This window comes from Sphingomonas sp. NFX23 (genome assembly GCF_049887795.1).
In the GTDB taxonomy this organism is placed as follows: domain Bacteria; phylum Pseudomonadota; class Alphaproteobacteria; order Sphingomonadales; family Sphingomonadaceae; genus Sphingomonas.
The window spans coordinates 546,491-559,464 of the sequence record NZ_JAGEKH010000001.1 but is presented as its reverse complement, the minus strand read 5'-3'; the positions used below and the strand labels follow the sequence as shown (position 1 = coordinate 559,464).

Sequence of the window (12,974 nt, the reverse complement as noted above, 5' to 3'; positions counted from 1 at the left end):
CGAACACAGCGTCTCCGTTCTGCACCACCCCGGCCTCCGCCGGGGTGGTGATTGGGTTGGGTACGCTCTTCACTCAGGTGCTCGTGGCTCACGCGCCGAGGACTCGCTGATCCCACAATCCGTTCGTACTGAGTAGCCGCCGAGCTTATCGAAGCGGCGTATCGAAGAACGAGTTGGCGCGCGGAACTCATGCTTCGATACGAGCCCTCGATACGCTTCTGCGAAGCTACTCGGTCTCTACTCAGCACGAACGGGAAGGGTAGAGAAGGGAAGAAGAGACGAGACCGTTCGGCTCCGTCCCCTTTACTGACCAGTTTCGGCCGCAGGCTTCGCATCGACCGCGGGAGTCGTGACTGCCGGAGCCTCCATCGGCGTTTCCGAAACCGTCTTCGCCCCAGGCTCCAAATCGCTCGGCACGAACGGCACCACACTTGGCGGCGGCCCCGACATCCCCGCCGGATCGCCCTCGACCCGCCCGTGGAGGTGGTCGATCTCCGCCTGCCGCCGGTTGAGATAGAACGACCGCGTCGCCGCATACGGATCGGGCGAGTTGTCGTGTAGGTCCTTCAGCGTCTGGTCGAATTCCGACCGGTGATCGAGCGCACCCAGGATACCCGCGGGGATCGCGTACGCCGTGCTGGTGAACGGCTTGCCGATGGCGACCGGCAGGATCAGACGATCGACCGCGCCGCCGAGCAGGTCGCGGATCGTCGTCGGCCCGACGATCGGCAGGAACAGGAACGGGCCGTTCTTGACGCCGTAATAGCCGAGCGTGTTGGCGAACCCGTTCGACCGCCGCGGCAGGCGGAACGGCTTCTTCTTGGCGACGTCGAGCACGCCCGCCACGCCGATCGTCGTGTTGATCGCGAACCGTCCGACCGTCTCCGCTGCCTTGCCCGGCTTGAACTGGAGCAGGAAGTTCAGGAAGACGATCGGCTCGCGCAGATTGTAGAGGAAATTGTGGATGCCGCGTCGAATGGGACTCGGCACAGTCTTCTTGTAGGTCCGCGCGACCGGGCCGATCACCGCGTCGTCGACCTTCTGCGTCACCGCGAACGACTCGGCGTTGACCGCGCGCAGCGGATCGCCCGCGGTTTCCTTGCGGCCAGTGACGATGATGTCGTTGGGCGTCCGCTGGACGGGCGGGGTGCCCAACGGAGCGGGACCGACCGGCGGAATATCCTGCGTCGGGAGCCCCTGGGCGAAAATATCGATCGCCGGAAGCGACGCGGCGAGCGCGAGCGGCGCGACGGGCTGGAAGTCACCCGCGAACGGCGACATTACCGCGCCGGGCAGCGCCACGCTCGCACCGACGCCGGGCAACGCTATCGGCGCGGCCGTCACGTGAACGGGGGCAGCCGTCAACAGCATTGCGCTCATCGTTACCAGCATGTGCACTCATCGCCCTGTTATCGGCCGCTCTCCTACATCGAGATGCGACGCGCCTGACATGCCCGTCAGCGCGCGTGCAGCATAGAGCCAATCGTCATCCGCGCGTGCGTATCGCGGTTAACCGATCGCGTGGCGATCCCGGCGTGGGTCGTCTCGCGCGAAGGCGTCGGTCAGAGCTTGCCGAACACCGCTTCGAAGCCGGCCTTGTCGCCAGCCGCCAGCAACCGCGCCTGCTCGATCCAGCGATCGCGACCCATCCGACCAGTGAAATTGCCAAGCTGCGCGTCGATGCGCTGCGCCTCGCTCTCCGACAGCGCCGCCATCTCGCCGACCGTCGACAAGCCCAGCGTGCCAAGCTGCGCAGCGACCTTCGGGCCAAGCCCCTTCAACTGCGTCACGGGCCCGTCGGCATAGGACGGCGCGGGCGCAGACGGTTCGACCGGGGCCATCGCCTCGGCCGCCGGGCTCGCCTCCATCGGCGATGCGGCGGCGATCGGTTCGTCGTTCAACCGGTCGGAAGTGCTCGCGCTATCGACCTGAGGGGCGAGCGGTGCGACCGCCGGTGGGGACGCGATCGGGTTTGGCGTAGGTTCGACCGGTGCCGAGACGGGCTTCGGTTCGGGTGTTGGAGCAGGCGCCACCGCGGCAGGTGCGGGCGCAACCGTCCGCGTTTGCGACTGGGACTGCTCGCTGACCCGGCTTTCATCCTTACGTTCCTCCGCGATGGGCTCAGGCGCAACACCGGCCTCCTTGGCGTGTGCGATCACGTCGCGCGTCGCCTTAGTGCGGCTGCGTTTCGCCCTGATACCCCAGATCAGGCCGATCAGGACCAGGATCGCGACGACGGCGATGATCGTGAAGTGGATCGCCGTCAGCGTGGCGATGCCATCGGGCAACAGGCTCAGGCCGGAGGTGGAGGTCGCGGAAGTTTCGTTCATTCCCATACCGTAGCGATGCGCGCGAAAGGCGGCGAGACCTAATTGGCCAGGCGGACTTGTCTGATCCTCCCCCGTCAGGGGGAGGTGGCACCGAAGGTGACGGAGGGGGAGGACACGGAACAGAGGTTGCCCTTTCCTCCCCCTCCGTCTGGCAAGCGCCAGCCACCTCCCCCTGGCGGGGGAGGATCAGGCGTGCATCACCCGCGCGCGATTTCCCGCCAGCCGATATCGCGGCGGTAGAAGCCCTCCGCGAAGTCGATCGCTTCGACCGCGCGATACGCGTTCGCCTGCGCCGTTGCGACGGTGTCGCCGGTCGCGGTCACCGCGAGCACGCGTCCGCCCGATGCGACCAGCCCCCCGTCCTCAAGGCGCGTGCCTGCGTGGAACACCGTGCCCCCCGCAGCCCGCGCCGAATCCAGCCCGACGATCGCGCCGCCAGCCTTGGGATTCCCTGGATAGCCCTCTGCCGCCATCACCACCGTCAACGCGGTCTCGTCGCTGAACTGCGCCGGCGGCATCTCGCTAAGCCGCCCTTCTGCCACCGCCAGCATCGTCGCGAGCAGGTCGCCTTGGAAGCGCATCATCAGCACCTGCGTCTCGGGATCGCCGAACCGCGCATTATATTCGATCAGCTTCGGCCCCTGCGGCGTCAGCATCAGTCCCGCGTACAGCACGCCCGAGAACGGCATGCCCTCCGCCGCCATCGTAGCGACGGTCGGCGCTACGATCTTATCGATCGCGCGCTTCTCCAGCGCGGGTGTCAGCACGAGGGCAGGGCTGTACGCGCCCATCCCGCCGGTGTTCGGCCCGGTATCGCCCTCGCCGACGCGCTTGTGATCCTGCGCGGAGCCGAACGGCATCAGCGACACGCCGTCGGTCAGCACGAAGAGGCTCGCCTCCTCGCCTTCGAGGAATTCCTCGATCACCGCTTCGGCTTCCCCGTCGGCGAACAGCGCGTCGAGCGCGGCATCGGCCTCGGCCGCGCTGAACGCGATGACGACGCCTTTTCCTGCCGCGAGCCCGTCCGCCTTGATGACCACCGGCAGCGAGAAGGTGCGGGCGAGGGCGATATCCGCCTCTTCGCGGCTCTTCACGCGGACATAGCCCGCGGTCGGGATGCCGGCGCGCAGGCACAGATCTTTGGTGAAGCCCTTCGACCCCTCCAACTGTGCCGCCGCCTTCGATGGCCCAAACACCGGAACGTCGGCCGCACGCAACGAGTCAGCCAATCCGTCGACCAGCGGCGCCTCCGGCCCGATCACGACCAACCCGACCTCATGCTCGCGCACGAACGCGACGACGGCGGCGTGATCCGTCGCATCGAGCGGCACGAGCGTCGCAACGCGCGCGATCCCGGGGTTGCCCGGCGCGGCATACAGCGTATCGAGGCCGCGAGATTGCACCAGCTTCCACGCGAGCGCATGTTCGCGCCCCCCCGAGCCCAGCAGCAGGACGTTCATGCCCGATCCCTTTTCCGATGATGTGTCCAGCGACATGGGCCGGCTGGTAGCCGAGCCGGTCGCCGGCGACAACGCACTGGCCATGTCGGTCGGCGAACTCGCGTTCAAGCTGAAGCGGATGGTCGAGGGCGAATTCGGCCATGTCCGGCTGCGCGGCGAGATTTCGGGCTGGAAACGCGTCGCCTCCGGGCATTGCTACATGTCGTTGAAGGACGACCAGGCGGTGATCGACGGCGTCATCTGGAAGGGCAACGCGTCGAGCCTCGCCTTCGTGCCGCAGGACGGCATCGAGGTGATTGCGACCGGTAAGCTCACCACCTATCCCGGCCGCTCGAAATACCAGATCGTCATCGAGCGGATGGAGCTGGCCGGCGCCGGCGCGCTGATGGCGCTGCTCGAGAAACTGAAGGCGAAACTGGCAGGCGAGGGACTGTTCGACGGCACGCGGAAGAAGCGCCTGCCGTTCATGCCGAAGGTGATCGGCGTCGTCACTTCGGGCACCGGCGCGGTGATCCGCGACATCCTCCACCGGCTCGAGGATCGCTGCCCGACGCACGTCATCGTGTGGCCCGTGAAGGTGCAGGGCGAGGGTTCCGCCGCCGAGATCGCCGCAGCCGTCCGCGGGTTCGACGCGATCGTCCCCGGCGGCCCGGTGCCGCGCCCCGACCTCGTGATCGTCGCGCGCGGGGGCGGTTCGGTCGAGGATCTGTGGTCGTTCAACGAGGAAGTCGTCGTTCGCGCGGTCGCCGCCTGCACGATCCCGATCATCTCCGCCGTCGGTCACGAGACCGACACCACCTTGTGCGATTTCGCCGCTGACCTGCGTGCGCCGACGCCGACCGCCGCCGCCGAGATCGCCGTGCCCGTGCTCGCCGACCTGCGGCTGACGATCGACAGCCACCGCAACCGCACCGAGCGGTGTGCGCGGCGTCATGTCGAGCGTGGCCGCGAGCGGCTCGATGCGTTGGCGCGGTTGTTGCCGAAGCGCGACCAGTTGCTCGGGCCTCAGCGCCAGCGCGCGGACGACTTTGGCCAGCGTCTCGATCGCGGGCTGGAGCGTAGGCTGACCCTCGCACGCGGCAGTCTCGATCGCTCGGGCGCAGCGCTGCGTCCCGCCACGCTGGAACGCAAGCTCGAAGCCAAGCGCGCGCAGCTCGACGCGACGTGGCGCTTGGTCCAGTCACTCAACCCCGACACGATCCTCGACCGTGGCTATGCGCGTGTCACCGCCCGGCCCGGCGGCGAGACGCTCGCCTCGGCCACGTCGGCGCGCGACGCGGGGACGCTGACACTCCACTTCCGCGACGGCGTGGTGGACGCGGTGACGGACACCGGCCTTGAGCGTCCGTCCGCCAAAACCTATGCTGCCCCCAAGGCGAAGCCCGCGTCCGACGCCGCGCCGCGCCAGCCGACCCTGCTGTAGAGAAGACCCGTCATGCTGATGTCCAACTCCGACCGCGCCGCGCGCCTGCACTATATGGCCAACGGTTTCCGCGTGCTCAGCCCCGGCGACCACGTCGCCTGCGCCGCGACCGGCCACCGGATCGCGCTCGAAGACCTGCGCTACTGGAGCGTCGCGCGCCAGGAAGCCTACGCCACCGCTGCCGCTGCCAGCGAAGCGATGGCGCCACGATGATCCGCGCGGCGGTGCTCGTCCTGCTGGCTGCCACCGGTACCGCCGCCCAGCAAGCACCGCCCTCGAATACCGCGTCCCAGTCCGCCTTCCGCTGGACCGGCACGCTCAGCCAGGGCGGGCTGATCCTAGGCACCGCCCCTGCTGTTACGCGCACGCTCATGCTCGACGGCAAGCCGGTCGCGCTATCCCCCGATGGCCGCTTCATCGCCGGTTTCGACCGCGACGCGGGGCCGCAGGCGATACTGACCGCTACCCTCGCCGATGGACGCACCATTACCCAGCCGCTGACGATTGCGCCTAGAGCCTGGCGGATCGAGCGCCTCGACACGCTCCCCAAATTCCCCGCGCCCGACCCGGTCTTCGCGCAACTGCGCCCACCCGAACTCGCCCAGATCGTCGCTGCGCGCGCGCGCGCCACCGACGCCCAAGGCTGGCGCCAGGCCTTCGCATGGCCGGCAACAGGCCGCATCTCCGGCCTGTTCGGCGCGCAACGCATCTACAAGGGCGACCCCGGCAGCTATCATTCAGGCACCGACATCGCCAAGCCAACCGGCGCGATCGTCACCGCTCCCGCCGACGGCGTCGTGATCCTCGCGGCGGACCACCCCTTCACGCTGGAGGGCAACCTCCTGATGCTCGACCACGGCATGGGCCTCAACAGCGCGTTCCTTCACCTGTCGCGGATCGACGTGAAACCCGGCGACCACGTGGCAAAGGGCCAACCGATCGGCGCCGTCGGCATGACCGGCCGCGCCACCGGCCCCCACCTCCACTGGGCGTTACGATGGCGCGACGCCAAGCTCGACCCAATGCTGGTTGCTGGCGCAATGCGACCGTAGGTGACGAGCGCTCAGTTCAGCCGTTTCGCCTTCACACCCGGCTGGCCGCCGACGCTTAGCTTGAAACTCCCTAAGGCACCGCGCTTGATGACGACTTTATCGTTTGCCCGTGGACGCCGCGCGATCGTGTAATCATCCGTCTGAATCCATCGCGCGCCATCGGCCAGTTGGAAACTCCATCGGCCGGCGCCATCCACCGACGCACCGGTGAGAGTCGTCTCGATCTGCGGCAGGTCGTTGCCGTTGCCGAACAAGCCGGTATCGGGCAGCGTTATCCCAAACAGATTTCGGCGCGTTTCGCGAACTTGTTGCTGGTCGATGACGACGACCGCTTGATCGGCTTCCGCGGTATCCAGCGCCGCCACCGAGTGATCGAAGCAGGCCAGCCGCGCCAATGGTTCGGTCACGGTGCGGCATTGGGTAACGGCAACCAGCAGCGGGGACCGCTCCGCCTTGCGCGGCTTGGACGCCGCGGCCGCAGGATACTGCGCCATGATCAACGAGGTTGAAATTGCCAGAATCGTGATCCGCATGAGCGTCCTACCTCGTTAGCGAGAAGCGTCGGAATAGGCAGCGCCGGCCAGAGCGGCAAGTCCATCACGTGCAGCATGCCGTTACGGCATCGTCCCGAAATTGTGGCCATTGGGTAACATAACTGTCGTAATGCGACGAGTGGCGGCGATCCCGTAATTTTCTTTTGGACAAGGCACCTCTGACTTGCGAGATCGTCGTCAGCTGCGGTCGGGCGACCGCACAATAGATCGTATCGGCCGGAAACGTTCGCCGATATAAAAGGGATAGACCAACCATGCGAAACCATATGTTTCGGGACTGCCTGCTCGCATCGACGATGATCGCGGGTGCTGCGATTGCATTGCCCGCCTACGCGCAGACCGCCCCGGCACCCGCGCCGCAGGGCACGACGAGTGACGACGGTGCAGCATCGACCACGCCGGCGATCTCCAACACGCCTAGCCAGGATCCCGCAGCCGCCGGCACCGCGGGCGGCGGCGATATCGTCGTCACCGGTTCGCGCATCTCGAACCCGAACTTGACGTCGGCGAGCCCGATAACGGTTGTTAATGCTGCAGATATCAAGCTGCGCGGCGCGACGCGTATCGAGGACGTGCTCAACAGCCTGCCGTCGTCGTTCGCAACGCAGACCTCGTCGGTGTCGAACGGTTCGACCGGTACCGCGACGATCAACCTTCGCAACCTCGGTGAATCGCGCACGCTGGTGCTGGTCAACGGCCGCCGCCTGATGCCGGGCAACCCATCGTCGAGCAGCACGGCCAGCGCCGCTGCCGACGTCAACATGATCCCGGCCTCGCTGTTGAAGCGCGTCGACGTGCTCACCGGCGGCGCGGGTTCGGTCTATGGTTCGGACGCCATCGGCGGCGTCGTCAACTTCGTGCTCGACACCGATTACGAAGGTTTCAGCATCGATACCTCGGGCGGTATCTACAACCACAACAACCGCAGTGAGCGCTTCCAGGCCCTGTCAGCGGCGAGCGGCAACCCCGCCCCGAGCGGCCAAGCGTTCGACGGCACACAGTTCGACATCAACTTCAAGGTCGGTGCCGGCACCAGCGACGGTCGCGGCCATGTTGTCGGCTACGGCGGCTACCGCAAGATCGGCGCGATCCTGCAGGGTTCGCGCGATTACAGCTCGTGCGGCCTGAACACCCCGGGCGCCGGCGGTAACGACTATGTCTGCGGTGGATCGCCAACCGCGTTTCCGGCCAACTTCACGCTGGGCGATGCGAGAGAGGGCGGTCCTCCGACCGGTTATACGCTGAACTCCGCAGGTCAGCTCGTGGCGGGGCGTACGCTCTACAATGCCAACCCGCTGAACTACTACCAGCGTCCCGACAAGCGCTACACGGCTGGCTTCCTCGCAAATTATGAAGTCAGCAAGGCGTTCAAGCCTTACGCCGAATTCATGTTCATGGACGATCGCTCGACCGCCCAGATCGCGCCATCGGGTAATTTCAGCAACACCACGGTTCTGAACAGCAACAATCCGTTCCTGTCGGCGGCTCAGCGGGCGACCTTCTTCCGCGACACCAATCTGGTTCGGGATGCGAACGGCAACGTCATCAACCTGACGAACCCCGATGGTACTCAGTATCAGCAGGCAAGCGTCCAGATCGGTCGCCGTAACGTCGAGGGTGGCGGTCGTCAGGCCGATCTCCGTCACACCCAGTATCGCTTCGTTGCGGGTGCACGCGGCGACATCGACAAGGGCATCTCGTACGAAGCGTACGGCCAGTTCGGCAGCACCGTGTTCAACCAGGTGTATCGCAACGAGTTCTCGGTTTCGCGCACGACCCGCGCACTCGACGCGATCACCGACACGCGTCCGGGTTCGGCCACGCTTGGCCAGGCGGTTTGCCGCTCGGTCGTCGACGGCACCGATCCGAACTGCGTCCCGCTCAACATCTTCGGTTCCGCGGGCATCACCCCGGCGGCACTGGGTTATGTCCAGACCCCAGGCTTCCAGTCGGGCGAGAACAAGGAAAAGGTCGTCAACGCGTCGATGACCTTCAAGGGCGGTGAATATGGCGTCCAGTCGCCGTTCGCCAGCGAAGGCATCGCGCTGAACGTTGGTGGCGAATATCGCAAGGAGTCGCTCGTTCTCGAAGTCGACAATGCCTTCCTGAGCGGCGATCTCGCTGGCCAAGGCGGCGCGACGTTGCCGATCCGTGGCAGCTACGACGTGAAGGAAGTGTTCGGCGAACTTCAGGTTCCGCTCGTCAGCGATCGCCCGTTCTTCAACGAACTGACGGTCAATGGCGGCTACCGCTATTCGAGCTACAGCACGGCGGGTTCGGCGAGCTCGTACAAGGGCGAGATCGTCTGGGCGCCGATCTCCGATGTCCGCTTCCGTGGCGGCTATAACCGTGCGGTCCGTGCTCCGAATACGCAGGAACTGTTCGCAACCCAGTCGGTGCAGATCGACGGTGCAACCGATCCTTGCGCGGGTCCGCGCGTCAATGGTCTCGTCAATGGCAATACGGCTGCACAATGTGCGCTCACCGGTGTCGCGGCAAACCAGTTCGGTCTGGTTCAGCCAAACGAGTCCGAGCAGTATAACGGCCTGCTGGGCGGCAACCCGAACCTGAAGCCCGAAAAGGCCGACACGTTCACCGCTGGCGTGATCCTGCGTCCTTCGTTCCTGCCGGGCTTCAACCTGTCGGTCGATGGTTTCCGGATCAAGCTGAAGGATCGGATTGGCGTCATCGGCGCGGATACGACCATTGCACAGTGCCTTGCGACCGGTGATCAGGCGCTCTGCAGCCTGATCAAGCGCGGTACCAACGGTACGCTGTTCCAGGGTACGAGCGGTTACATCATCGATACCAACGTCAACGCTGGGTCACTTTTAACTCAGGGCATCGAGACGTCGGCCGGTTATACCTACCGTTCGGACAGCATCGGCACGATCGGGCTTTCGTTCAACGGCACGTACGTCGACAAGTTCACGTCGGACAAGGCCGGCGCGAAGTTCGACTGCGCGGGCCTGTACGGCGCACAGTGCGGCTACCCGATGTCCAAGTGGCGTCACCAGGCCCGCATCTCGCTGACCACGCCGAACGGCATCGGTCTGTCGGGTAACTGGCGTTATCTGTCGGCCACCAAGTTCGAGCGTACCAGCAGCGATGCCGATCTTGCTGCGCCGTTCTTCGTCAATGATGCCCGCGTGAAGGCGCAGAACTACTTCGATCTCGCCGCAACGGTGCGGGTCGCGGACAAGTTCACCTACCGCATGGGTGTCAACAACATCCTCGACAAGACGCCGCCGATCCTCAGCGCGACGGCTTCGCCGATCGGTTCGTTCGGCAACGGCAACACCTACCCAGGCATCTACGAAGCGATCGGTCGCTACCTGTTCGTTGGTCTGACCATCGACATGTAATCGATCCTACGGGACCAAGAAAAAGGGGCGGCAGATCATCGATCTGCCGCCCCTTTGTCGTTCGAAGATGAGCGTGTCAGGCGACCTGAAGCACCAGTTTCCCGTCGCCCTCGTCGACCTTCACCGTCGAGCCATCCTTCACCTCGCCGCGGAGGATCATGTCGGCGAGCGGATCCTGCAGATACCGCTGGACCGCGCGCTTCAGCGGCCGCGCACCGTACACCGGATCGTACCCCACGCGTCCCAGCCACGCGCGCGCCGCGTCCGTCAGGTCGAGGACGATCTTGCGGTCGGCGAGCAGCTTGTCGACGCGCGACACCTGGATATCCACGATCGGTGCCATGTGCGCCTGGCCGAGGCGGTGGAACAGGATCACCTCGTCGAGCCGGTTGAGGAACTCTGGTCGGAAGTGCGCGCGGACGATCTCCATCACCTGCGGCTCGACCGACGACACGTCGTCGCCCTCCGCCATGTTCGCCAGATACTGGCTGCCGAGGTTCGACGTCAGGATGATCAGCGTGTTGCTGAAATCCACCGTGCGCCCCTGCCCATCGGTCAGCCGCCCGTCGTCGAGCACCTGCAACAGCACGTTGAACACGTCGCCGTGCGCCTTCTCGACCTCGTCGAACAGGATCACCTGATACGGCCGGCGCCGCACCGCCTCGGTCAGCACGCCGCCCTCCTCGTAACCGACATAGCCCGGAGGCGCGCCAATCAGCCGCGCGACGGCGTGCTTCTCCATGAACTCGCTCATGTCGATGCGGACCATCGCCGACGGATCGTCGAACAGGAATTCGGCCAGCGCCTTGGTCAGCTCGGTCTTGCCGACGCCGGTTGGCCCGAGGAACAGGAACGACCCCAGCGGCCGGTTCGGGTCCTGCAACCCGGCGCGAGCCCGGCGGACCGCAGTCGAGACGGCTTTCACCGCATGCGCCTGCCCGATCACGCGCTTGCCGATCGTCGCCTCCATCGCGAGCAATTTGTCGCGCTCGCCCTGCAGCATCCGCTCGACCGGGATCCCCGTCCAGCGGCTGACGACACCGGCGATATCGTCCGCGGTGACTTCCTCGCGCAGCATCGCGCCCTTGGTCGCCCCCGCCGCCTCGTCGAGTTGGCGCTGCAACCCCGGGATCGTACCGTAGGAAAGCTCGCCCGCCTTGGCGAGATCGCCCGACCGCTGCGCCTGCTCCAGTTCGAGCCGCGCGGCATCGAGCTGTTCCTTGACCCGCGCCTCGGCGTTAATCTTGTCCTTCTCGCCCTTCCAGCGCGTCGTCAGCTCGGCGGATTGCTCCTCCAGATTGACGAGTTCGCCCTCCAGCGTGTCGAGCCGGTCGACCGACGCGTCGTCGGTCTCGCGCTTCAACGCCTCACGCTCGATCTTGAGCTGGATGATCCGGCGGTCGAGATTTTCGATCGCCTCGGGCTTCGATTCCACCTCCATACGGATTCGCGACGCGGCCTCGTCCATCAGATCAATGGCCTTGTCGGGCAGGAAGCGGTCGGTGATGTAGCGGTTCGACAACGTAGAGGCAGCGACGATCGCGCCGTCGGTGATCCGCACGCCGTGATGAAGCTCGTACTTTTCCTTCAGCCCGCGCAGGATCGAGATCGTGTCCTCGACGGTCGGTTCGCCGACCATCACCGGCTGGAACCGCCGCTGCAATGCCGGGTCCTTCTCGACATATTTGCGGTACTCATCGAGCGTGGTCGCGCCGACGCAGTGCAGCTCGCCACGTGCCAGCGCCGGCTTGAGCAGGTTGCCCGCGTCCATCGCGCCCTCGGATTTACCCGCGCCGATCAGCTGGTGCATCTCGTCGATGAACAGGATGATGTCGCCCTCGGCGGCCTTCACCTCGTCGAGCACGCCCTTCAGCCGCTCCTCGAACTCGCCGCGATATTTGGCACCCGCGATCAGCGAGCCGAGGTCGAGCGACATCAGCCGGCGGTCCTTCAGCGTATCGGGCACGTCGCCATTGGCGATGCGCAGCGCGAGCCCTTCGGCGATCGCGGTCTTGCCGACGCCAGGTTCGCCGATCAGCGCAGGGTTGTTCTTGGTGCGGCGCGCGAGGATCTGGATGGTGCGGCGAATCTCCTCGTCACGACCGATCACCGGATCGAGCTTCCCGTCACGTGCCGCCTGGGTGAGGTCGCGCGCGAACTTCTTGAGCGCATCATAACGATCCTCGGCGCCCGCGGTGTCGGCGGACCGACCCTGCCGCAAGCCGTTGATCGCGGTGTTGAGCCCCTCGGGCGTCACGCCGCCGGCCTTCAACGCCTTGCCCGCCGCAGTGTTGAGCGACAGTGCGAGCGCGACAAGCAGCCGCTCGACGGTAACGAAGCTGTCACCCGCCTTGCTCGCGATCTGCTCGGCCTGGTCGAGCACGCGCACCGCGTCGTTGTCGATCCCCGGCGTAGTCTGCGCGCCCGAGCCCGAGACGACCGGGATTTTCGCGAGCGCCAGATCGGTCTCCGACGTCGCGCGCTTGGCGTCGCCACCCGCTGCCGCGATCAGCCCGGCGGCCATGCCCTGCTCGTCTTCCAGCAGCGCTTTCAACAGATGCTCGGGGGCGATCCGCTGGTGGTTCATGCGGATGGCGACGGTCTGCGCGGATTGCAGGAAGCCCTTCGCGCGGTCGGTGAATTTGTCGATGTTCATGACGAATTCCTGTGGGAGTGTTTTGGTGTTGGCCGAAAGATGGTGTTGTATTTGGGCAACACAAGAGGCGCGCGCAGGTCGGATGCTAGGGCCCGCGCGAGGCATCCGGAATAGCGTTTATTGTCGGTATCGAA

9 protein-coding genes are annotated in these 12,974 nt (G+C 65.9%); 4 read left to right on the top strand and 5 right to left on the bottom strand.

Annotated features, from left to right (window positions below; translation table 11 throughout):
• Positions 1–303: 303 nt before the first annotated feature.
• From J4O76_RS02665 to purD, 3 genes are all read right to left on the bottom strand, one after another.
• Positions 304–1,392: an MlaA family lipoprotein gene (locus J4O76_RS02665; RefSeq protein ID WP_426280074.1), complete on the bottom strand. Its 1,089-nt coding sequence runs from the start codon at positions 1,390–1,392 to the stop codon at positions 304–306.
• A gap of 170 nt (positions 1,393–1,562) precedes the next feature.
• Complete coding sequence (locus tag J4O76_RS02660; protein ID WP_426280073.1) at positions 1,563–2,330, bottom strand: hypothetical protein; 768 nt, start codon at positions 2,328–2,330, stop codon at positions 1,563–1,565.
• A gap of 197 nt (positions 2,331–2,527) precedes the next feature.
• On the bottom strand, positions 2,528–3,790 hold the full coding sequence (purD, locus tag J4O76_RS02655) for a phosphoribosylamine--glycine ligase (RefSeq protein WP_426280072.1): 1,263 nt from the start codon (positions 3,788–3,790) through the stop codon (positions 2,528–2,530).
• On the opposite strand from purD, the gene xseA reads away from it, so the two are divergent.
• Genes xseA through J4O76_RS02640 form a run of 3 tightly spaced genes read left to right on the top strand, consistent with a single transcriptional unit; the run spans position 3,789 to position 6,265 of the window.
• A complete protein-coding gene (gene xseA / locus J4O76_RS02650; protein WP_426280071.1) occupies positions 3,789–5,213 on the top strand; it encodes an exodeoxyribonuclease VII large subunit in 1,425 nt (474 codons plus the stop codon). The two genes, purD and xseA, sit on opposite strands and share 2 nt — an antisense overlap.
• A 12-nt stretch (positions 5,214–5,225) precedes the next feature.
• Positions 5,226–5,426, top strand: coding sequence for a DUF2093 domain-containing protein (locus tag J4O76_RS02645; protein WP_055881745.1), 201 nt, complete (start codon positions 5,226–5,228; stop codon positions 5,424–5,426).
• Positions 5,423–6,265, top strand: a complete 843-nt coding sequence (locus J4O76_RS02640; RefSeq protein ID WP_426280070.1) for a M23 family metallopeptidase — start codon at positions 5,423–5,425, stop codon at positions 6,263–6,265. The genes J4O76_RS02645 and J4O76_RS02640 overlap by 4 nt, the downstream gene beginning before the upstream one ends.
• An 11-nt stretch (positions 6,266–6,276) precedes the next feature.
• Here J4O76_RS02640 and J4O76_RS02635 read toward each other — a convergent pair whose 3' ends face one another.
• Positions 6,277–6,798 (bottom strand): hypothetical protein, encoded by a 522-nt coding sequence (locus tag J4O76_RS02635; protein WP_426280069.1) that lies wholly within the window; start codon positions 6,796–6,798, stop codon positions 6,277–6,279.
• A gap of 275 nt (positions 6,799–7,073) precedes the next feature.
• Here J4O76_RS02635 and J4O76_RS02630 point away from each other — a divergent pair, with 275 nt between their 5' ends.
• Positions 7,074–10,184: a TonB-dependent receptor domain-containing protein gene (locus tag J4O76_RS02630; protein ID WP_426280068.1), complete on the top strand. Its 3,111-nt coding sequence runs from the start codon at positions 7,074–7,076 to the stop codon at positions 10,182–10,184.
• 76 nt (positions 10,185–10,260) lie between these two features.
• Here J4O76_RS02630 and clpB read toward each other — a convergent pair whose 3' ends face one another.
• A complete protein-coding gene (gene clpB / locus J4O76_RS02625) occupies positions 10,261–12,840 on the bottom strand; it encodes an ATP-dependent chaperone ClpB (RefSeq protein WP_426280067.1) in 2,580 nt (859 codons plus the stop codon).
• Positions 12,841–12,974 lie beyond the last annotated feature (134 nt).